Source organism: Desulfovibrio sp., from assembly GCF_019424165.1.
Classification (GTDB): domain Bacteria; phylum Desulfobacterota; class Desulfovibrionia; order Desulfovibrionales; family Desulfovibrionaceae; genus Desulfovibrio.
The window spans coordinates 55059-76288 of record NZ_JAHZAA010000001.1; the positions used below are offsets into that span (position 1 = coordinate 55059).

17 protein-coding genes are annotated in these 21230 nt (G+C 58.9%); 4 read left to right on the top strand and 13 right to left on the bottom strand.

Annotated elements, in window-relative coordinates; genetic code table 11:
* Positions 1–204: 204 nt before the first annotated feature.
* The 12 genes from QZ377_RS00195 to QZ377_RS00250 form a co-directional block, all read right to left on the bottom strand.
* On the bottom strand, positions 205–975 hold the full coding sequence (locus QZ377_RS00195; protein ID WP_291438456.1) for a tetratricopeptide repeat protein: 771 nt from the start codon (positions 973–975) through the stop codon (positions 205–207).
* Between the two features lie 534 nt (positions 976–1509).
* The gene (locus QZ377_RS00200; protein ID WP_291438458.1) at positions 1510–2160 is read right to left on the bottom strand and encodes a tetratricopeptide repeat protein; all 651 of its coding nucleotides are present in this window, start codon (positions 2158–2160) and stop codon (positions 1510–1512) included.
* Entirely contained in the window at positions 2153–2290 is a 138-nt protein-coding gene (locus QZ377_RS00205; protein WP_015939361.1) for a CcmD family protein, read from the bottom strand. Before QZ377_RS00205 ends, QZ377_RS00200 begins: the two co-directional genes overlap by 8 nt.
* Before the next feature lie 64 nt (positions 2291–2354).
* Positions 2355–3047, bottom strand: coding sequence for a cytochrome c biogenesis protein CcsA (ccsA, locus tag QZ377_RS00210; RefSeq protein WP_291438462.1), 693 nt, complete (start codon positions 3045–3047; stop codon positions 2355–2357).
* Positions 3047–3724 carry a heme exporter protein CcmB gene (locus tag QZ377_RS00215; protein ID WP_291438464.1) on the bottom strand — a complete coding sequence of 226 codons (678 nt, stop codon included), beginning with the start codon at positions 3722–3724 and terminating at the stop codon, positions 3047–3049. Before QZ377_RS00215 ends, ccsA begins: the two co-directional genes overlap by 1 nt.
* Positions 3712–4422, bottom strand: a complete 711-nt coding sequence (locus QZ377_RS00220) for an ABC transporter ATP-binding protein (RefSeq protein ID WP_291438761.1) — start codon at positions 4420–4422, stop codon at positions 3712–3714. The genes QZ377_RS00215 and QZ377_RS00220 overlap by 13 nt, the downstream gene beginning before the upstream one ends.
* An 18-nt stretch (positions 4423–4440) precedes the next feature.
* A complete protein-coding gene (locus tag QZ377_RS00225) occupies positions 4441–6420 on the bottom strand; it encodes a cytochrome c-type biogenesis CcmF C-terminal domain-containing protein (RefSeq protein WP_291438466.1) in 1980 nt (659 codons plus the stop codon).
* Between the two features lie 126 nt (positions 6421–6546).
* Entirely contained in the window at positions 6547–6960 is a 414-nt protein-coding gene (locus QZ377_RS00230; protein WP_291438468.1) for a cytochrome c maturation protein CcmE, read from the bottom strand.
* Positions 6961–7441: 481 nt separating this feature from the next.
* The gene (locus tag QZ377_RS00235) at positions 7442–8974 is read right to left on the bottom strand and encodes a sensor domain-containing diguanylate cyclase (RefSeq protein ID WP_291438470.1); all 1533 of its coding nucleotides are present in this window, start codon (positions 8972–8974) and stop codon (positions 7442–7444) included.
* A 353-nt stretch (positions 8975–9327) separates the two neighbouring features.
* Positions 9328–11154 carry a glutamine--fructose-6-phosphate transaminase (isomerizing) gene (glmS, locus tag QZ377_RS00240; protein WP_291438471.1) on the bottom strand — a complete coding sequence of 609 codons (1827 nt, stop codon included), beginning with the start codon at positions 11152–11154 and terminating at the stop codon, positions 9328–9330.
* Positions 11155–11318: 164 nt separating this feature from the next.
* Positions 11319–13238 carry a SurA N-terminal domain-containing protein gene (locus QZ377_RS00245; RefSeq protein ID WP_291438473.1) on the bottom strand — a complete coding sequence of 640 codons (1920 nt, stop codon included), beginning with the start codon at positions 13236–13238 and terminating at the stop codon, positions 11319–11321.
* 232 nt (positions 13239–13470) lie between these two features.
* A complete protein-coding gene (locus QZ377_RS00250) occupies positions 13471–15105 on the bottom strand; it encodes a sigma-54-dependent Fis family transcriptional regulator (protein WP_291438475.1) in 1635 nt (544 codons plus the stop codon).
* Positions 15106–15446: 341 nt separating this feature from the next.
* Between QZ377_RS00250 and QZ377_RS00255 the strand changes: the two genes are divergently transcribed.
* The 4 genes from QZ377_RS00255 to QZ377_RS00270 all read left to right on the top strand — a co-directional run bounded on the left by QZ377_RS00255 (position 15447) and on the right by QZ377_RS00270 (position 19140).
* A complete protein-coding gene (locus QZ377_RS00255) occupies positions 15447–15731 on the top strand; it encodes a UxaA family hydrolase (protein ID WP_291438477.1) in 285 nt (94 codons plus the stop codon).
* Between the two features lie 4 nt (positions 15732–15735).
* On the top strand, positions 15736–16896 hold the full coding sequence (locus tag QZ377_RS00260; protein ID WP_291438479.1) for a UxaA family hydrolase: 1161 nt from the start codon (positions 15736–15738) through the stop codon (positions 16894–16896).
* A gap of 87 nt (positions 16897–16983) precedes the next feature.
* Positions 16984–18372, top strand: coding sequence for a C4-dicarboxylate transporter DctA (dctA, locus tag QZ377_RS00265; protein WP_291438481.1), 1389 nt, complete (start codon positions 16984–16986; stop codon positions 18370–18372).
* A 90-nt stretch (positions 18373–18462) separates the two neighbouring features.
* Positions 18463–19140 (top strand): dimethylmenaquinone methyltransferase, encoded by a 678-nt coding sequence (locus QZ377_RS00270; RefSeq protein ID WP_291438482.1) that lies wholly within the window; start codon positions 18463–18465, stop codon positions 19138–19140.
* A gap of 474 nt (positions 19141–19614) precedes the next feature.
* Here QZ377_RS00270 and QZ377_RS00275 read toward each other — a convergent pair whose 3' ends face one another.
* Positions 19615–21135 (bottom strand): sigma-54 dependent transcriptional regulator, encoded by a 1521-nt coding sequence (locus QZ377_RS00275; protein WP_291438484.1) that lies wholly within the window; start codon positions 21133–21135, stop codon positions 19615–19617.
* Positions 21136–21230: the final 95 nt, after the last annotated feature.

Genomic DNA, 21230 nt, shown 5'->3' on the forward strand with positions numbered 1-21230 from the left:
GGTCTTGCGCGGCAGGCCCGCTGCCGGGGCGCATCGTGCAAAACAGGCGAGCGCGGGTTGCCGCGCCGCCGGAAAAGCCCGTCCGGGCGCCTGCGCCATGTGGCGTTCAGGCATCCCATGCGGCCGGAAACAGCAGCTTGCGGCCGCGCCGCACCGCACCATGCCCGGAGCCGGACGTATACATGCGTTCAATGTCGGTTCACTCTAATGCAGGTGCTGTATGAGCTCGGAAACAGGCTGGCCGTCCGGCGCGCGGGCATCAGGATTGACGCGCAAAAGCCGCTTCCAGGCCGCTTCGGCTTCATCCTTGCGCTTGAGGTCGTAATACAGCACCACGCCTTCGTTAAAAATGGCGTTTTCAAGGTCGGGCTGAAGCGCTGCGGCCTTACGGAAGCTTGCCACGGCATTTTCAAACTGCCCCAGCTCACGCTGCATAATGCCGAGATCAGTGACCACATGGGCATTGCCCGGCTCAAGGGCCAGAGACCGCTCATAGGCAGACACCGCCTTCTGGGCCTGCCCGGTATCAAAGTACAGGTTCCCCAGACCGGCCCAGCGGGAGGCGTCTCGGGGGTTTTCCAGCACAGCCTTTTCCAGTTCGCCAATGCGCGCCGCCAGCTCCGGCGAAACCTGCGGCATACCCGCCTGCGGCGCGGAGCGCATGCCGTCGGGGGTCTGCGTTGCCGGGGCCTGCGTCTGCGGCGCGGGCGCGGAACCTGGGGCTGAATCGTGCATCAGGGACGGAATAAGGCTGCCCAGGTACAGGCCAAGCACAAGGGCGATGATCACCCCCATAATAAATACGCCCTTGCGCACCATGCCCTGGGGTGCGGCTTCCTGCTGGGCAGCAGGAGCGGCAGCCGGGACGGAGGCCTGGTTCGGGGGGCGTTTTTCGCGCGTATCTTGCTCGGTGGATGGTGACTGGGCCTGCTTGGGAGCGGGCGAGCCTTTGCTTTTGCTTTTACGACGGGCCATATGGTCCTCATTGGGGCATTTTCACATTGAGCGTGCGGCTGCAACGTGGGGAAAACACCTGCCCGGTGGGCCGGACATGTATGCGGCGGCAATCAGAAAACCTTGCATTAAAACGGCCCTGCCAGCCGCGTGAGCGGGCGTCCGCCAGAAAAATACCGCCGTGCCTTGCCTGCGCGGTCAGACACCGCGGAGAGCAGTTGAAAACCTTGGGGAACATCTACTCCCCCAGAAAAAAGCCCCTGACAGGCATGGCCGCCGCTTTTCCGCCAGCGGCGCGGCTGTCGGCGCACGGTACACAGCCTTTCACGGCAGAAACCGCCGGAGTGGAGAAATTCATGAACTGGCGACAGCCCGCACCCGGCGGCCGCGCCCTTTGCTGTAAAAGGTACAACCTGTAAAAAAAAGAGGCAAGCCCGCAGCTTGTGTGGAGGCTGCGGGCTTGCCCGGAATATATGCCTGGGCTGAACCAGCCGGAGCGGCACAGCAGCGTCTGGGAACAGATGCAGTCAGCGTCCCCGGACAGTACGGCAGCGGTTACTGCGCTTTCGCGGGGGCTGCCGCCTTGCCTTTTGCCTTGTCCGCGGGAGCCGCATTGCCCGGCTGATCCGGCTGCTTCGGAAGCGGCGTTTTTTCCAGTTCCTGCATAATGGCTTTTTTCAGTTCTTCCGGCGCATTGGCATCATGCAGCCCCGCGCTCAGGTGTTTCACACCCTTGGCAGGGTCTTCGAGGTAATGGATATAGAGCACCCCAAGGCTGTAGCGCACCGAAGCCTCATCCTTGATGGCCAGCACTTTTTCAAGAGCCTCGGCGGCTTCCTTGTTGCGGCCCTGATTGTGCATGATGACACCGAGCAGATACAGCGGCTTTGAATTGCCCGTATCAAGCGTTACGGCCCGCTGGGCAAAGGTTTCCGCGGCTTCCCAGTTTTGCGCGCCGATGAGGTGCTCCACAAGGTGAACCATGGCCGTGCCGTCATTGGGATTTTCCGCCACCTGCCGCATGAGCTTGCCGATCTGCTGCGCCTCGCTGTCTTGAGCGGCCGCCGCGCGGGGCCGCCGCTGCTCCGTAAGCCCGGGGCTTTCAAAGCGTTCCTTGAGCGATACGGCCAGCATGACCATCAGGCCCAGGCCCAGCAGGATAATGAGCGCGCGAGATGAGGTATTGCGCTTTGAACTATCAGTCATTGTTAAGAATCTCCCATTGGGCCAGGCGTGCTGCAAGGGAGCGCTGACGCGCGCCCATGAAGGCCAGGTAAGCGCCAAGGCCGATCCAGACGGCGGCATTGGCCATGATTATCCAGGTCAGGGTATCCATATATCCTCCGGGAATGCCTTACGGCCCTGCGGACCGGCGGCGCATGACGGCGCAGGCCGTGCGTTTACAGTCCTTCCGGCGTACATTGGCTCTGCTGCAGCCTGTCCAGGCGTGCGGCCAGGTCAAGCTGGCGTTTGCGCAGCCACACCAGCCCAGCCCATAACAAACCGAACGAAAGCACACAGGCTATGACGGTAAGGCGCATCTCCGGCTCAAGGCCGCCCTCCTTGCTGGCAAACACAGAAGGATGGATGGAGCGCCATATGCGCGCGGACAAAAAAACCAGCGGCACATCCAGAAAGGCCACCACCCCCACCACCGCGCAAACCATATTGCGGCGCTGCGGCGGCAGATCCAGCCCGCGCAAGACCAGATAGCCCGCATAGACGAACCACATGATCAGCGTTGTCGTGAGCCTCGGGTCCCACGTCCACCAGACGCCCCAGGAGCGGCGCGCCCACAGCATGCCCGTCACCAGGGCCAGGCCGCTCAGCAGCACGCCCACTTCGGCGGCAGCGGCGCACAGGCGGTCGGCGGCGGGATTGCGCCGCCACAGGTAGGCAACAGAGCCGGCAAAGACCACCAGAAAGCTCATGAGTGCCCACCACGCCAGCGGCAGGTGGATGTAAAAGATTTTCTGCGCCAGCCCGAGGGTCTGCTCCACCGGGGCATAGGCATAAATGAGCCACTGGCAGGCGGCAAAGGCCAGACCGCCCAGAAATACCAGCAGTTGCGGCAGCGCCGAAAGCTTGGGCATTATTCGTCTCCCGCGTAGATATGGCCGAACAGCAAAAGCCCGGCGCCCAGAAATACCGCGTCAAAAGCGGCCGCAACTCCAAGCCACGCGCCCGGCCCGTCGGGATTGGGCGCGCCCAGGGCCTGCGCCCCTACACTTATGCCCGCGAGCAGCAGGGGCGTCAGCAGGGGAAAAAGCACAATGCTCAGCAGTGATTCGCGCGCGGCCTGCCCCTGGGCCAGCGCCCCCAGCAAAGAGCCCATGGCGCACATGCCCACATCCGTGAGCACGAGGGCGAGCAGTGCTTCGGGCAACGGCCCGCCAAGCTCCTGCCCCAGAAAAACCACACCCGCAGGCAGAAATACCACCTGCGCCAGCAACAGCAGCACAAGCCCGGCGCAGCCCTTGCCAAGCCAGACAGCCTGCACGGGCGCAGGGCAAAGCAACAGCCCCAGCCGGGCGCTGTTGACCTCTTCCAGGGCATACAACTGATTGAACACAAGCACCTGACAAAAGGCGGAACTGAGCCAGAACACGGCCGCCGCGCTTTGCGGTGTCATGCGTTCACCCACCCCCTGGGACAGGCTGAACACAAAAAGCAGCAGCAAACCCAGCAACAGGGCCTGCACAAGCCCGCTACCGCGGGCCAGCGTCAACGAAAGGTCTTTACGGGCAATGGCCAGGGTCATGCGCAGCATTGCGGCCCCTCTGCGGGCATGCCGGGCTGCCGCCCCACGCCACAGTCTCCAGCCGCCGAAATGCCTGCCACAGGCCCGTAGGCTTCAGGTGGGCCGTCATAGGCCAGCTTGCGCCCCTCAAGGGCAAGCAGCCTGTCGGCAAGGGGCGCATCACCCGCAAAATCATGGCTGATAAGAACAATACAGGCCCCCCGGGCGCGGGCAGCCACAACCTCACTGCGCAACAGCGACAACGAGGCCGCATCAAGCCCGGTTCCCGGCTCGTCCAGCAGCAGCAGGTCCGGCGTCTGCATGAGCACACGGGCCAGATTGAGCCGCTGCGCCATGCCGCGCGAAAACACACCGGCCCTTTCGTGGGCATAGGCTTGCAGCCCCACACGCTCAAGAGCCGCCACAAGGTCCTTGCGCGAAAGCGCCAGGCCGCAGGCGGTCCGCCAGAAATCAAGGTTTTCCAGCGCCGTGAGGCCGGGATACAAAAATGTGGCGTGGCCGAGGTAGCCCAGGCGCACCTGATCGCCCAGCCGGGCTTCACCCGCGCTTGGCCGGGAAAGCCCGGCCATTATACGCATGAGCGTGCTCTTGCCCGCACCGTTGCCGCCCACCAGCATGGTGACGCTGCCCCCGCTAAAGGCGCAGCTCACATCCTTGAAGATGACCTTGACCCCGTAGGTCTTGGCAACACGCGCAAGTTTCAGCACCAAGAACGCTCCGGCGGGCTAGGCCGCGCCATGCTTGCCGCCGGACCCGCCATCGTCGGGCGCGGCGTCATCATCGTCCAGGCCGTCGGCCAGTTCCGCGGCCTCGGCAGCATCAGCGGGCTTACGGCGGCGCAGACCCAGAAGGGGCACAAGGCACATGATGGTTCCGCCTATCCACAGCCAGTTGACAAGAGGCTCCACGCTGAGCTTGACCACCACATGGGAGTCTTCATCAAGCCCCAGCAAAGAGGCGTACAGCTCGTCCCCGAGGCTCGGAATCACGTCCACCTCGGAAAACTGCATGCTGCCGAATTTTTCGTACAGACGGCGCTCCGGCGCCACAACGCCAAGCTCCTTGCCGTCCTTGCCGGTAATGCGCACCTTGGCGGCGATATACTCATAGCCGGGGCGGCGGCCTTCTTCCAGTTCCAGCAAAGTCGCCTTGTACCCGGCCAGCGTCTGGGTTTGCCCCACGGTAAAGTGGATGTCACGCTCAACCTTGTACGGCCCGGAAAAGGCTATGCCGATGGCCATCAGCGCCATGCCGAGATGCGCGCCCAGCGCGCCGAGGCTGTTGGGCTGACGCCGCACGGACCTGTCAGCCAGTTGAAAGACCACGCCTGTGAGAATGGCTACGGACGACGCGGCTCCGAGCAGAGCCGTAGGCTGGCGGTAGCCCATAAACCAGATGGCCGCGCCGCTGACGGCAAAGGTGACCACCACGGCGAAAAAGGCTTTTTTGTTGCGTATGCCTCCACCCCAGCCGAGCCAGGGGCAGGCCGCCATCATGAGCATGAGCAGTGCGCCCAGGGGCAGGCACACGCGATTGTAGAAATTGGCGTCAAGGCCGCGCGGGGCGGCAGACCACAGCTTGCTGATGACCGGCCACATGGTGGCCACAAGAATAATACCCGCAAGCGCCAGCAGCACCCAGGCCACAAGGGTGAGAAAACCCTCACGGCTGTCAAGGCCCGACAGGGGGCGGCCACGGCAGGGGCTTGCCAGCGGAACCCACAGGGAAACAGCCAGCCCCGCCAGGATGAACATGGTAAGGGGCGTCCCCACGCTGCCATCGCCAAAGGCGTGCACGGAATCAATAACGCCGCTGCGGACAAGATATGTGGCAAAAAAGGCCGAAACCGTGGTCAGGGCCATCATGGCCACGTTGACGCGCCCGAGCTTGTTGCGGCGGTCTTCAACAATAAGGGTATGCAGGGCAGCGGAGGCGATGAGCCAGGGAATGAGCGAGGCGTTTTCCACCGGGTCCCAGGCCCAGTAACCGCCCCAGCCAAGTTCCATATAGGCCCACCACGCGCCAAGCACAATGCCCGCGGTAAGGAACAGCCATGCGAGAATGATCACCGGCCTCGCGATGCGGAACCATTCCCCTTCGGTATCAGCCTTGCCCGAAAGCGCCTGGGCCAGGGCAAGACACGCGGGAATGGTAAAACCGCCGTACCCGAGAAAGAGCAGGGGCGGGTGAATGATCATACCGGGGTTTTGCAGCAGGGGGTTCAGGCCGTTGCCATCGACCGGAACAGGGGTCTGGAGCATGAACGGATTGCTCCAGTTCGTGAGAATAAGGGCGAAAAAGGCCATGATCGTGTAAAAAAAGGCCCAGTACCACAGCCGCGTGGGGCGGCTGATGCCCTTATAGGCGCGCGTACATGCGAAAAGAGAACCGCTGACGCCAACGGCCAGCGCCCAGAAAAGCATGGAGCCGGGCTGGCCGGCCCAGAAAGCCGTAAGGCGGTAAAAGACCGGCAGGATGCGGTCGGTATAGCTGGCGACATACTGCACCTGAAAATCAAACCAGAAAAGCGCGTGCAGCAATATGGCCGAGGCAACAAGCAGAGCGCCGCTGACAGCGATATGCGCTTTTTCTACAAGACGCAGGGAGTCTTCACGTCCTTGCCACAGTTGCAGCAGGGCCAGACCGCCGCCGCCCAGGGAGGCGAGCAAGGCCAAAAGAAGGAGGGCAAAGGCAAAAACGTACATGTGACTCCTTTTACCGGCCTCGTGGACCGTGCTGCGGGCTCATGCGCCTTACCGGACCCGGCAGGGCGCGCCCCATGCGCAATATGTCCGGCAATGCCGGGCCTGTTGTTCCATCAGGGGCTGACGTCAGCTCTGGCGATTTTCTTTCTGGTACTTGGACGGGCACTTGGTCATGAGGGTTTTAGCCACAAAGTGGCCCTGGGCGTCCATGCCGCCTTCCACAATAACCTCGGCCCCAGCCTTGAAGGTGTCTGGCACAGTGCCGCTGTAGCGCACCGCGATGGCCTGACTGGCATTGTCCTTGTCTGCAAGAAGAAAATTGACGCCAGTACCGGCCGAAGCCTTTTCAATGCCTTCAGGAGCCACCGTGCCGAAAAGCCGGGCAGAAGCCAGCTTGTCCGGCGTGGCGGCCTGGGCTTCGGCAACATTCAGAAAATAGACGCTGTTTTCCGAAAAGCCGGAATACACCAGATAGCCCACGCCGCCAAGAAAAAGCAGCAGCGCCGCTACATAGATGCCGGTATTTTTTTTGCGGGCCATGATAACCTCGTTGCTGCGGCAGACGCGCTGTGCCGCGTAATCGGCTTTTGCAGCGCCGGGGTTCGGCGCCGCAGCCATACCCGCATGACGCGGGACGGTATGCGCTGTTTTACGGCTAACAACCTAGACCATTTCCATCATTCTGACAAGGTGATAATATTTACTGTTAAAAGGGCAGGACAGGAACTGGCGCGGCTTTTGTGATGCAGTCACATGTACAAAGCCGCCTTTCGGCATGACGGATGCACACGAGCAGAAAAGTATACCTTAAAACTCGGACAGATGCGTAAAACTCGCGCAGCAAGCCCCCGTACCAGCCAAGCATACGGCCGGGGCAGGGCGTGCGCCTGTCCCGGCCGTACTTAATTCCATTGCCGAAAAAATATGACACAGATACAACTGCCGATCCAAAAAACACGAAGGCGGTTTTTCAGGCCCGGCCCCAATGAAAGCCGCGGCAGCATTTTCAGGCACTGCTGCGCTAGGACCCTTTGATTGTGCCGGAACTGGACATGACACAGTTTCTCTGGCGCTTGCCCTCGTAAAGATAAAAATCCGCCTCTTTGACAAGCGAGCTGAACGACTTGCCACTGGTGTACTCCACCACGCCCAGCGTGATGGTGACATTGATAATAGTGGTTCCGCTGCGGATGGGGGTAGTCTCCACGGCTTTGCGCAGCTTTTCCGCCAGCGCCAGCCCGTCTTCAAGGCCGCAGGAAATTGCCAGAATAAGAAATTCCTCACCGCCCCAGCGGGAGGCGCAGTCTTCCTGCCGTATATTTTTCTGAAAAATGTCTGCAATGGATTGCAGCACCACATCGCCCGCATCATGCCCATAGGTGTCGTTCACAGCCTTGAAGTGGTCAATATCGGCCAGCACCAGGCAAAACTGCAAACCCTCGCGCTGGGCGCGCGAAAATTCCTTCTCAAGCCGTTCATACATGGCCCGCCGGTTGAGCAGACCTGTAAGAAAATCATAATAGGCAACGCGCTCCAGTTCCTTGTAGGCATCATCAAGCTTGTTTTTTTCTTCCCGCAAGGCGGTTTCGTCATCCTTGAGCTTGAGAATGAAGCCGTTGACCATGCCCGTGAGGTGACGCTCGAAAAAAATCATCAAAACGGCGTACAGCAAAGCCATGATGGAAATTATTCTGGCAAAGGAAACAACCTGGTCTTTGAATGCGCTGCGGAAGTCATCCTCGCGCTTTTGTACGATGACCTCCATATCATTTGTATAGATGCCCGTACATACAATCCAGTTAAACGGCTTGTAGAGTTTGGCATATGTAAGCTTTTCGCTTACTTCGTCCGAATTCGGCTTTTTGAAATAGTAGCTGAAAAATATGTCGCCGTGCGCAACAACGCCTTCCAGTTCTTCCTTGTACGGCAGGTTGCCCTTGATGTCGGCTGTCTCTGTGGACAGGGGCATACCCTCTGTTTCCGGCTCGGCAACGTGCACGGCCCGCACGGCATAGCCCGGGCCGCCGCTGTAGTCGCGCACCTCATTGATCCATACGTACTGGTTGAAGGGAAAGCGCAGGGTACGGATAATGGCCTTGCAGCGGTTTTTGGCTATTTCATCTACAGCCCAGTCCGTGCCAAAAACAACAACTTCCTTGCTGCCCCCAAGCCGCCCGACAGCCCATACAGGAAACTCCGCGGACGGCTCAACCCGCCCTTCCAGAAGCCGCTCACGCAACACATGGGTGAGGTCTTCTTCATCAGTCCACACAAGTTCATTGGTGGCCCTGTCAAAAACAGCCACCCCAATACCCGCCATATGCAGGGCAAACCTTGTGGTACGCCTGGTCACCCGGGGATCAAAAGCGCCAATAATTTTTTCAGTATTCATATCCAGCGTACCAAGCATGGCGCACAATGCCTTGGCCATGGCCTGATATTCCGCATACACGGTGGCGCGCATGGCGCTGATTTCTACGCTGACCCTTTCCACCCTTTCCACAAGGGTCTGCTTTTTTTCTTCAAAGATGCGGCCCTTTGTTTGCTCAATCATGATGTCAAACTGGGTGCGCACCGAAATAAAATACGGAATTCCCAGGGCCACTGACATCAAGATCAACGCCAACAACCCGGAAATATAATAAAAAATACGAATTTTTCTTTTTGCCAGTTTTTCCATGATATGTCTTCGCCGGAGGACGGCAGATTGGAGGCCCCAGACAAATCTTTCAGGATGTTCTGGAGACGCAAACAGTATAGCCAATAACCCGTGCATAGGAAAGCAATCTTGAGGGCTTCTCGCAAGTACGGAAAAGCGGATTTTTATAACTGCTTAAAATGATAAAAAGCCGACCCGGAGTTTTCCGGGTCGGCGTATGTGTTTTTTTATATTTTACTGATTATACGTTATTCAACTGTGACACTCTTGGCAAGATTCCGGGGCTGATCCACGTCCTTGCCCAGATAGTCCGCAGTTTCATAGCTGAAGAGCTGCAACGCGGGCAGCGCCGCAAAGGCGGAAAGCGGCGCGGGCAGTTCGGGTATGTCCCACCTGTCTTCAGCTTCCAGCTCCACCCCTTTGTTGGTCAGGGCAATAACCTTGCCCTGCCGGGCCTGCACTTCTACCATGTTGGACTTGACCTTGGGCAGCAGCACGTCATTCAGTGCCAAGGCAAAAGTGGGAAAATCCGGATCAATAAGGGCGATGGGACCGTGCTTCATCTCTCCCGCGGCGTAGCCTTCAGCGTGGATGTAAGAAAGCTCCTTGAGCTTGAGCGCCCCTTCCAGAGCCAGCGGATAACAATGCCCCCGCCCGAGATAGAAGAAATTGCGCACCTGCGCGTACTTGCGTGCTATTTCTTTGGCGCGCTCATGCAGGGCGGGCAAGTTGTCGTCCAGCAGGGCGGGCAGGTTTTCAAGAACCGTAAGCTGCTCACGGCATTCCCCGGCAGACAGGCAGCCCTTGCGCGTACCCCAATAGAGCGCCATGAGGGTCAGCATGAGCATCTGGCTGCACATGGCCTTGGTGGATGCCACGCTGATTTCCGGCCCTGCCTGGGTGTAGAGCACGGCAGAAGCCTCACGGGCAATGGACGAACCCACCACATTGCACAGGCCGAGCACGGTGACGCCGTGCTGGCGCGCAATACGCAGGGCCGCGAGGGTATCGGCCGTTTCGCCGCTCTGGCTGATGACAAGCACCATATCGTCCTTGTCCAGCAGCAGGGTGTCGCGGTAGCGGAATTCCGAGGCTATCTCCACCTGCACAGGCACACGCGCCCAGTGCTCCAGCAGATGCCGCCCCCACAGGCCGGAGTGGTACGACGTGCCGCAGGCCACAATATGCAGCCGGCGCGGCACAGGCAGGGCATCCAGCTCGGGCAGGCGCACCTGGCCCTGCTGCGCATGCGCGCGGCCGGTGAGACCGTCGGTAATGACGCGCGGCTGCTCAAAAATTTCCTTGAGCATGAAGTGGCGGTAACCGCCCTTTTGCGCGGCCTGCATATCCCACTGGATGGTCTGCGTTTCGTGGCTTACAGGGCTCAGGTCCTCAAGCCGGAGTATTTCGTAGCTGTCGGCTGTGGCGCGCACAAGGTCCCCGTCCTGCAAAAAGACCACCTGACGGGTGTACGGCAGAAATGCCGGAATATCCGAGGCCACAAAATTTTCGCCTGTTCCCTGCCCGAAAATAAGCGGGGCAGACATGCGCGCCGCATAGATGACGCCGGGTTCCGCCTTATCCATAAGGCAGACGGCGTAGGCCCCGTGGGCCTCGCGCAGGGCGGCGGCAAAAGCGTGCAGCAGGTCCGGCTCGGTCTTGCGGCGCTCGGCAATAAGGTTGACGAGCACTTCCGTGTCGGTTTCAGAGCTGAACGTATAGCCCTTTGCCGAAAGGTCCGCCTTTATTTCCTGATAGTTTTCAATAATGCCGTTATGCACGAGGGCCAGTGAGCCGTCATTGCTGCGGTGAGGATGGGCGTTGCGCTCGGCGGGTACGCCGTGCGTGGCCCAGCGGGTATGCCCCATGGCGCAGGTCGGCGTGGTCACCGGCTCATGGGCGAGTTTTTCTTCAAGTGCGGCCAGTTTGCCCATAGCGCGCACAACATGGATGTCATTCTGGCGCACAAAGGCCACGCCAGCGGAATCATAGCCCCGGTATTCAAGCCTGCGCAGCCCTTCCACCACAACGGGAACAGCCGGTCTGTGTCCTGCATAACCTATAATACCGCACATAACGTGCCTCCTTGTATACCGTCAAAGCCCCCGGCGCGTGGCGCGGAGCAGGGCGACACTGAAACGTCTCCGCCTTCGGGCGGTCTGCCTTGCTCTGACAAAGAAGGCCGGAACCGTCAAGCGGCCCCGGCCAGTATATTTCTGTTCCAGGCGCGCGGGCCTTGCTACATATTTTTTCTGTCTATGAAATCTTCGTTGTACACTTCGACCTTGGCGCCGGAAGCCAGACGCTGCATGAATATCTCAAACAGGCCGTCTGCGCGGTCGCGGGCCACTGCGTTGGACATGATGTCCTTGACCATATCCCATTCGGCGGCATCAGGGGGTTGAACGCCCTTGACACGCACCACAACGGCGCCGGAACCGCTGCCGTCTTCCACGGCATAGGCCACAGGCAGCCACTGCCCGGCGCGGGCTTCAAACAGGGCCTCGGCCATAACCGGATTGGGACCGAACGAAGCCAGTACGCCGTTACGCTCCATCCCCTTGGCAACCTTGACCGTGCGGCCCTTGAGGCCTGCGGCGCCCAGGGGCGCGTTCTCAAGCTCCTTGCGCAGGGCTGCGGCAGATTCCAGAGCGGCTGCAAGCGCTTTTTCTTCCACAAGCCCGGCCACTATACGCTCCTTGACAGATTCAAGCGGCGCTGTGGACGCGGGTTCGGACTTGATCACGCGGGCAACCACATAGGTTTTTCCGGCTTCAAGAGCCGTGTCAACGGGATTGCCCGCCGGGGTTGCCACAAGAGTGGCCGCGCCCTGAGCCGTGACGCCCAGCGTTTTTTCAAGCTCGGCAGCGGAAAGCAGACCGGTTTCGCCCCACTTGAGGCCGTATTTTTCCGCGCTGTCTTTCAGGGAGCGGCCCAAAATATTATCTTCAATCAGATTGTCGACCACGTCATGCAGCTTGTCCGTCCCCTGTTCCTGGGCCATGGTCGCAAGAACTTCGGCTTCAACCTGCTTGAAGGGCGGCAGGCCGCCGTCCTTCTTTTCTTCAACCTTGATGATATGCAGGCCAAACCGGCTGCGAACCGGGGCGGAAACCTTGCCGGGCGCAAGGGCAAAAGCCGCATCTTCAAAAGGAGTTACGGTCGTGCCGCGCTTGAGCCAGCCAAGCTCGCCGCCAGGCCCTGCGGCATTGGGGCCGTTATGCGCATCGGCCACGGCAGCAAAGCTTTTTCCGGCCTTGAGCTCGGCTTCAATGGCAGCGGCCTGCTCCTGCGCCTTTTTCACCTCGGCTTCAGAGGCATCTTCAGCCAGAGGCACAAGAATATGGGCGGCCTTCACTTCTTCCTGCTGCTCGAAACGGGCAGCATTCTCCGCATACCATTTTTCGGCAGCGGCAGAGCTGATGCCGCTGGCCTTCACAAGGTCCTGCGGGCTTACGAGCACATAAGTGATATCGGCCCTGGCAGGAATGGCGAACTGTGCCTTGTGGCTTTCATAATACGCCTGCACCTCTTCATCCGACGGTTTGGCGGAAGCGGAAAAATCCGAGGCAGGGATAAAAATATAGTCCACATCGCGCTTTTCGCGCAAAAATTCAAAGCGCTTCTGGGATTCGGCGGGATCAACCCAGGCGGGGGCCGTTACCATAGCAAAAATCTTCTGGCGCAGCAGATCGCGGGACATGTCCTGCTCGAACTGGGCGGGAGCCATGCGCTGGGCAGCCAGAACGCGGGTATAGACCTCGGGGTCGAACTGTCCCTTTTCGTTCTGGAAACCCTTGATGTTGCCGACGGCCATCCGCAGTTCCAGCGGGGTAATGCTCACGCCGGTGCGGGCGGCTTCCTGCGACAGCAGCACCTGGGTAATAAGGTCGCGCAATATCTGGCGGCCCAATTGCTGCTGCTTTAACTGCTCGCGGGTCAGACCGGGATTGCTGCGCAGCAGGTTTTCCTCTGCGTTGCGGTAGGCCAGTTCAAACTCCCGCATGGAGATGGGGTCGCCGTTGACCACGGCCACAAGTGTCCCCGAACTGCGGTCGTTGAAGTTGCCAACGCCCCAGAAAACAAAGACAAGGATGATAAGACCAAAGGCCAGTTTGACGCCCAGGGACTGCGATTTGTCGCGAATATACTCAAGCATGCGAACTCCGACTGCGTAATTGCTCTTGACGTAGAGCGGCATCATATGCGCAATCCAGCGGAAACTCAAGAAAGGTCATGACGGATTTTGGCGAGATGCTACGCGTACCTCTGGCGATGCTTTTACCCACAGGCCCCGGCAAGGCCAGACCGGCTGAAATGCCCTGGCTTGTGCCGGGCGGCATGTTCCTGCAATTCCGGCAAAACAGCCCGTGTGCAGGCCGTCCGCCCGGTTATCTGACACCAAGCTTGCGGATGCGGTATTGCAGGGTCGAGCGCGGAATGCCGAGCATATCCGCCGCGCCGCCGGGGCCGGACAGCTTGCCGCCGCAAAGGCGCAGGGCCTTTTCTATATGCGCCCTCTCATTATCCTCAAGCGAAAGCAGGGCGGGCGGCGCTTCCCGCTGCGCCGGAACAGGCGCAGGGGGGCTGTACCCGGCATCACGCGCAACAGCGCCGGACGCAGGCGCCGCAGGAACGGACGGCGCTGTTCTGGCCGGGCCTTTCCAAAGATGCAGGGCTTCGTCCACAAAGCTGCCGGTTATCTGCCCGTCCAGAGTCTGGAGCAGAAGGCGGCTCACCACATTGCGCAGTTCCCGTATATTTCCCGGCCAGACGTGTTCCTGCAGGGCATCCATAACCGGGCGTGAAAGCCGGGGCGGATGTATCTCGTATTCTTTGGAAAACTGCCTGACAAAATGCTCCACAAACAACGGGATGTCGTTTTTGCGCTCACGCAGGGGAGGCATGCGCAAAACCACCGAACCGAGGCGATAGTACAAATCACGGCGCAGACGGCCCTCATCCATAGCTTCGGCCATGTCAATATTGGTGGCCGACATGACACGCATATCCACACCGATGGGCGCGGCCTCGCCCACGCGTTCAAAAGAATTTTCCTCCAGCACCTGCAAAAGCTTGCTCTGCATTTCCGGCGCGAGCTCCCCTATCTCATCCAGAAACAGTGTCCCCCCCTGGGCCAGCTCCACCCGTCCCACCCGCTTGCTGGTGGCCCCGGTGAACGCGCCTTTGGCGTAGCCGAACATCTCACTTTCAAAAAGCGTGGGGGGCAGGGATGGGCAGTTGACCTTTACAAAACTGTTCTTGCGCCTGGGGCTGTGCAAGTGCAGCCAGCGGGCCAGCATGCTCTTGCCCGTACCCGTTTCACCCAGAATCATGACGGGAATATGCAGCTTTGCCACCTTGCGGGCCAGCGCCATGAGCTTTTTCATGTCCGGCGTTTCCAGCAGGCTTGCGGCCAGCAAGATGCTGCCGGTGGCATCGACCTCCGGGCTGCGCGGAGAACCCGCCTGAGCCGCGCGCATTTTTTCAAGCCGCTCTTCGGAAAGCACGGCAAAAAGAAATGTGGACAGAACGGGGCTTAGCTCCAGCAGCACATTGAGTATCTGCACGATATTTTCGGGCGGCTGCATGAAAGACACGTGCAGCGTGCCGATGACCTCGCCATTGATAATAAGCGGCAGGGCGATGGTAGAGTTCAGGCCCACAGTGGAAAGGGGCATGGGCGAATCGCCGAAGTCGTGTTTTGCCAGATCATTGATGACCACGGGCTTGCGTGAGGCGATAGCCAGACCGGCCACCGTGTTCTGGGCAATGCGCGTATTTGAAAGCGATTCGACCACCGTGCCGTCGGCTGCGGTGAACAGATTGAGAAATTCCCTTTCCGCATCATACAGGTTGATACAGAAACGGTCATAGTGAAATAAAACACGAAGCTGTTTTGAAAGCATGCGAAAAAAGGCATTGCGGTCCATCTTGCCCACCACAAGCCGCGCCAGATGGTGTACCACCTGGCCCACCGTCTGCGAAGGGTTGCTCAGACCGCTGGCCGAAAGCTCGTATGGCATAATCTCCCCCTGCCGAATATTAGGCATTTATCTGCCTAAAAAACAAGCCTGATGACCATATTTAATCAAAACAGACTGATCAACCAAACAGTGTTGTGAAAAAATATCCTTTATTGACGTCGATTAATACCTTCGGAGCGTTCTTGGCACGCACATTGCTCTATAGGCCAACAAGACTAGGGCGATACAGGCAGAGCATGTTTTATCTGATACCTAATACAATATTTTTATACTGTATTGGAACGCAAAAACCATGCGCATAAACAGATAACACATATATCAATGATTGCTTGTGTATTACATCGCGTTCTACTACCAACATACTATCCAAGGAGAACAGTATGACAACCCACTTTGTGGTGCACGAACCCGGCGACAGCGTTGGCGTGGTCGTGGTTGAAGGCGTCAAAAAAGGCGACCAGCTCAACGGCTGGGTCATGGACGGCGACACCACACTGAAGTTTGAAACCCTGAGCGACATCCCGATCGGTCACAAGATAGCGCTCAAGGATCTTGCCGTCGGCGATACCATCATCAAGTACAGCACGGATATCGGCAAGGTGATCAAGCCCATCAAGCGTGGCGAACACCTGCATGTGCACAACGTCAAAACCAAAAGGTGGTAAACCGATGAACAAGACATTTATGGGCTACCGCCGCGAAAACGGGCGTGTGGGCATTCGCAACCATGTGATCATTCTGCCCCTGGACGACCTTTCCAACGCTGCCTGCGAGGCTGTGGCAAACAACATCAAGGGAACCATGGCCCTGCCCCACGCCTACGGCCGCCTGCAGTTCGGTGAAGACCTCGACCTGCACTTCCGCACCCTGATCGGCACGGGCTGCAACCCCAACGTGGCCGCCGTGGTTGTTATCGGCATCGAGCCGGTGTGGACCCAGCGCGTGGTGGACGGCATTGCCAAAACCGGCAAGCCCGTGGTGGGCTTTGGCATCGAGCAGCACGGCGACCTGGAAACCATCCGCGCCGCTTCCCTCAAGGCCAAAGAATTTGTGCACTACGCCAGCGAACTGCAGCGCACCGAATGTACGGTGGATGAACTGTGGGTTTCCTGCAAGTGCGGCGAGTCCGACACCACTTCCGGCATCGCCTCCAACCCCACCGTGGGTAACGCCTTTGACAAGCTGTGGGAAGCCGGGGCCACCACCCTGTTTGGCGAAACCACTGAAATCACCGGCGGCGAGCACCTGGTGATGGAACGCTGCGCCAATGAAGAAGTGCGCGCCAAATTCAAGGCATTTTTTGACCGCTACGCCAAGGTCGTGGACGACCACAAAACCGACGACCTCTGCGACTCGCAGCCCACCAAGGGCAACATTGAGGGCGGCCTGACCACCATTGAGGAAAAGGCCCTGGGCAACGTCCAGAAGATCGGCCGCAAGGCGCCTGTGGTCGGCTGCCTCGACAAGGCCGAGTCTCCCACCGGTCCCGGCCTGTGGTTTATGGACTCATCTTCCGCTGCTGCCGAAATGGTTACCCTGTGCGCCGCTTCGGGCTTTGTGGCCCACTTCTTCCCCACCGGCCAGGGCAACATCATCGGCAACCCCATTCTGCCGGTCATCAAGCTCTCGGCCAACCCGCGCACCGTGCGCACCATGAACGAGCATGTCGATGTGGACGTTTCCGGCATTCTGCGCCGTGAAATAAATCTGGATCAGGCAGGGGACATGCTGCTTGAAATGCTCATCCGCACCTGCAACGGCCGCAACACCTCGGCTGAAGCACTGGGTCATCGTGAATTTATCATGACCCGACTCTACGAAAGCGCGTAAGAACCATAAAGAGCTGGCGCCGGTCTGTACCCGGCGCCAGCTCTTATGGCCCTGGGCGCTCGCCCACTAATGCCGTCCAGCAAGCCGATGGCGCCCCCCCATACACTACTTGTGACTACGGTAATCAACTCAAACAAAATCTTTTCTACGCTTTATTTCAAGGTGCTTCTGGGCATCGCCCTCGGCATTGCGTTCGGTTTTATCGAACCTGACATTGCAGTCAAGTTAAAACCTCTCGGCGACGCGTTCATCAACCTTATCAAAATGATCATTACGCCGGTCATTTTCTGTACTGTTTCAGTGGGTATCGCCCGCATGGAGAGCCTCAAGGCTGTTGGCCGTGTGGGCGGAAAAACGCTGCTTTATTTTGAAATAGTTACGACGCTGGCCTTGATTATCGGTCTTATTGTTGTGCATGTTTTTCAACCCGGCGCGGGCATTCATGCAGACCCCGCCACTATGGACGCCTCGGCTCTGGGCAAATTTGCCCAGGCCAAACAGCAAAGCACACAGGAATTCATTATGGGCATCATACCCCATAGTGTGGTGGGCGCTTTTGCAGAAGGCAATCTTTTGCAGGTGCTGCTGTTCTCTGTGCTGTTCGGCATGAGCCTTTCGCACATGGGCGACAAACCCAAGCAGGCCATACTTGGCACGCTTGACCGCTTCAGCAACGCTTTTCTGGGCGTGGTCAACCTGATCATGAAGCTTGCGCCCATCGGCGCGTTCGGGGCCATCACCTTTACTATCGGCAAATACGGCGTGGGTGCGCTGGCCTCTCTTGGCAAGCTCGTGGCCTGTCTCTACATCACAAGCGCCCTGTTTGTCATTCTCGTGCTCGGCTTCATCTGCAAAATGTCCGGCGTCAACATCTGGCAGCTTATCAAGTACATGAAGGAAGAAATCTTCATTACTCTCGGCACTGCCAGCACCGAAGCCGTTCTGCCCCGCAGCATGGAAAAAATGGAAGCCCTGGGTATCAAAAAATCCGTGGTCGGCCTTGTTTTTCCCACGGGATATTCCTTCAACCTTGATGGTGCGGCCATCTATCTTACCATGGCGGCCTCGTTTATTGCCCAGGCTATGGACATTCACCTGGATCTTCAGCACCAGGTTACCCTGCTGCTTATCCTGCTGCTGACCTCCAAAGGTGGCGCGGGTGTTGCCGGAGCGGCGCTCATTGCCCTTGCGGCCACGCTTTCAGCCACCAACATCATTCCGGTTGTGGGCATGACTCTGGTTATTGGTATTGACCGCATCCTTAACGAAATGCGCGCCGTGGTAAACCTCATAGGAAACTGCGTTGCCACTGTTGCCATCGGAAAATGGGAAAAATCCATCGACCTTGAACACGCCAACCTTGTTCTCAGCGGAAAAATAAACGTCGAAGGCATGCTGGACACGAATCAGGACCTAGACACCATAGACAACGCCTCGCCGATTCCTGCGGGCCAGACCGAAAAATTGGGCGCATAGTACTCCTCCATGCCCCACATGGCGCCCATCCGTATCATATCGCCATTATTGCGGATGGGCGCAGAATTTTTTCAAAACTGAAGGTTTGCCATGCGCTACGCCATCAACAGCAGTTTCTCCCGGCCACATCCTTCCATCATTGACCAGTATAAAAACCTGCCCGTGGCCGACATCGGTGATGCTCTGGGGCGCAACGCCGCTCTGCCCGCGGCCCTGCGCCCGTTGGGTACTGCCCGCATGCTGGGTACGGCCTATACCGTCAACCTGCCGGCCAGCCAGAACCTGCTGCTCTATTACGCTGTGGACAATGCCCGGCCGGGTGATGTGCTGGTTGTCTCATGCGCGGCCTATGAAGACCGTGCCGTATGCGGCGAAATCATGGCCCATCTGGCACTCAGGCGCGGCCTGGCGGGCTTTGTCATCGATGGGGCCGTACGCGATGCCCGCGCCCTGAGCGAACTGCCTTTTCCGGTCTACGCCCGCGCCGTAACTCCCAACGGACCGTACAAGGACGCCTGCGGCGAGGTAAATGTTCCTGTAGCTATTGGCAGTGTGGTCATTGCCCCCGGCGACATCATTGTGGCTGACGATGACGGGATCGTGGCCGTGCGGGCCGCGGAAGCGGAAACCGTGGCCGCCCGGGCGAGGGAAATCACAGATGAGGGAAAAGAAAAGCTTCGTCGCATTGAAGAAGGCGGTACGCCGGACTTTTCCTGGCTGTATGAAAAGCTCGACAAATCCGGTTGCGTCATTCGCGACGGTCGTTGATCTTTCACCACCGCGCGGACCACAGGGGCAGGCTAGCATAATCAGCATCACTTCTAACGGCCTATGCTGATTGCGGATTTAAAGAAGACGGGCGGCCTCTGCCGGGCCGCCCGTCCATTTCAAGGCTGCGCCTCAAAGGGCGCGCCATTTGCCGATCATTGTGCCGGTTCCCTACACTCCCGCGCGTACACGATCATGTTGCAGCTCTTGCAGATGGCCGCGCCGGGGAAGTTTCCTCCGATACGGGGTATGGCCCCGGCACCGCGTTCGCTGATGCGCATGACAAGGCGGTACACCAGAGGCTCAAGCTGTCCGCCGGAAACAAAGAAGTTCGGCTCACCACGCTCCGTCTTGCCGGAATTAGATCTGCCGTTGCACGCTGTGCATGTGTTGGCGGTTTTCTTGAAATCTTGAGAATCTGTATCCTCAAGGGCAAAGCGCTCTCTTGCGGACGCGGCAATGCCTCAGGCGGAATCAGTCTACGGGATGTCCCGCAGCGCGGTATTCGTTGAGTTTGTTGCGCAGGGTCCGCACAGAAATACCAAGAAGGTCGGCGGCCTGTGTGCGGTTGCCGGATGTTGCCTCAAGCCCCTTGAGAATCATGATCCGCTCCATCTCATGCAGCGGAATGACCGCGCCGGGCATAGCACCGGCTGAAGGCGATGCCGCAGGCCCGCTGTCATGAGCAGCAGCGTTTGTCGCAGGCGCTTCTGCGGCAAGCGCCGCGCCACCGGAAAAGTCCGGCGCAGTTGCGGCCCCGGAATGTTCGGGGGCAAATTCCGCGTTGTCATCCTCAAACAGCGGCCAGTCATCATCTTCCAGCAGAAAATGGCGCGGCTCTACAGGACGGCCATTGGCAAGCAGCACGGCGCGTTCCATCAGGTTTTGCAATTCGCGCACGTTGCCGGGAAAATCATAGCCGCGCAGCCAGTCTATGGCGCTTTGCGAAAGCACGGTCGGGGCAAGCTGGTATTCGCGTATGTACATATTCATAAAAAATCCGGCCAGTTCCAGAATATCATCGCCGCGTTCCCGCAATGAGGGCAAGCGCAGCGGAATAACATTGAGCCTGAAATACAGGTCCTGACGGAATTTCCCCTGCTTTACCCAGTCCTCAAGGTCCCGGTTGGTAGTGGCCAGCACACGTACATTAACCTTGAGCGGTTCTGTACCGCCCACACGGTCCACCTCGCCCTCTTGCAGGACGCGCAAAAGCTTGGCCTGAAGGGAAAGGTCCATCTCTGAAATTTCGTCCAGCAGCAGCGTGCCGCCGTCAGCAAGCTCAAATTTTCCCGGCTTGCGGGCAATGGCACCGGTAAACGCGCCTTTTTCATGCCCAAAAAGTTCGCTTTCAAGAAGGTGCTCCGGCAGGGCGGCGCAGTTGACGGCCACAAAAGCCCCGTCGCCACGTTTGCTCATGGCGTGCAGGTAACGGGCAAACATCTCCTTGCCCGTGCCGGATTCGCCGGTAATCAGCACCGTAGCGCGCGAACCGGCCACCTGGCGCGCCAGATGCAAAACCCTGCCCATGGCCGGATGTTTGCCCACAATACGCGGTCCGGCCCCTTCGCCATAATGGGCCTTACGCCCTCCAAGGGTAGATGTGGCGGGCGCAGCCGCCTTGCGCTGCCCGGCTCCGTTGCCCAGCGACCGGGCCGCGGCCATAATGCGCTCTACATCCAGCGGTTCAAGCCAGTAATCCTGCGCGCCGAGACTCATGAGGCGTTCTGCCTCATCGGCGGTTCCTCTGTCCGTAATAACAATAACCGGGGGAAAAGCAGGGTCTTCAGCACCAACAGCCAGGAGATCCTCAACGCGAAAACCCGGCAGGCTGGGCCGCGCAAAAATAATGCCCGGTCCGGACTTGCGAATAAAGACAGAAGCGCCCTTGAGATTTTCCGCAATGCCAAGTTCATATCCGGCATCACGCAGGGCAGGAAAGACCGAGGTTACGGCCTGAGCGGGGGTGAGAAATAGCAGACGGCGCGTCAACATGAAATTTTCTTACCGTGTCAGGCGATACAATGCAACCAACGGATGTTGAAATACCCTGAAACAGGACCTTTTTACGGCATAAAATGGTCTGTTGG

Coding starts and splice junctions, on each gene's coding strand:
- QZ377_RS00195 (WP_291438456.1), bottom strand. CDS start 975: ATGGCCCGTCGTAAAAGCAAAAGCAAAGGCTCGCCCGCTCCCAAGCAG.
- QZ377_RS00200 (WP_291438458.1), bottom strand. CDS start 2,160: ATGACTGATAGTTCAAAGCGCAATACCTCATCTCGCGCGCTCATTATC.
- QZ377_RS00205 (WP_015939361.1), bottom strand. CDS start 2,290: ATGGATACCCTGACCTGGATAATCATGGCCAATGCCGCCGTCTGGATC.
- ccsA (WP_291438462.1), bottom strand. CDS start 3,047: ATGCCCAAGCTTTCGGCGCTGCCGCAACTGCTGGTATTTCTGGGCGGT.
- QZ377_RS00215 (WP_291438464.1), bottom strand. CDS start 3,724: ATGCTGCGCATGACCCTGGCCATTGCCCGTAAAGACCTTTCGTTGACG.
- QZ377_RS00225 (WP_291438466.1), bottom strand. CDS start 6,420: ATGTACGTTTTTGCCTTTGCCCTCCTTCTTTTGGCCTTGCTCGCCTCC.
- QZ377_RS00230 (WP_291438468.1), bottom strand. CDS start 6,960: ATGGCCCGCAAAAAAAATACCGGCATCTATGTAGCGGCGCTGCTGCTT.
- QZ377_RS00235 (WP_291438470.1), bottom strand. CDS start 8,974: ATGATTGAGCAAACAAAGGGCCGCATCTTTGAAGAAAAAAAGCAGACC.
- glmS (WP_291438471.1), bottom strand. CDS start 11,154: ATGTGCGGTATTATAGGTTATGCAGGACACAGACCGGCTGTTCCCGTT.
- QZ377_RS00245 (WP_291438473.1), bottom strand. CDS start 13,238: ATGCTTGAGTATATTCGCGACAAATCGCAGTCCCTGGGCGTCAAACTG.
- QZ377_RS00250 (WP_291438475.1), bottom strand. CDS start 15,105: ATGCCATACGAGCTTTCGGCCAGCGGTCTGAGCAACCCTTCGCAGACG.
- QZ377_RS00255 (WP_291438477.1), top strand. CDS start 15,447: ATGACAACCCACTTTGTGGTGCACGAACCCGGCGACAGCGTTGGCGTG.
- QZ377_RS00260 (WP_291438479.1), top strand. CDS start 15,736: ATGAACAAGACATTTATGGGCTACCGCCGCGAAAACGGGCGTGTGGGC.
- dctA (WP_291438481.1), top strand. CDS start 16,984: ATGGCGCCCCCCCATACACTACTTGTGACTACGGTAATCAACTCAAAC.
- QZ377_RS00270 (WP_291438482.1), top strand. CDS start 18,463: ATGCGCTACGCCATCAACAGCAGTTTCTCCCGGCCACATCCTTCCATC.
- QZ377_RS00275 (WP_291438484.1), bottom strand. CDS start 21,135: ATGTTGACGCGCCGTCTGCTATTTCTCACCCCCGCTCAGGCCGTAACC.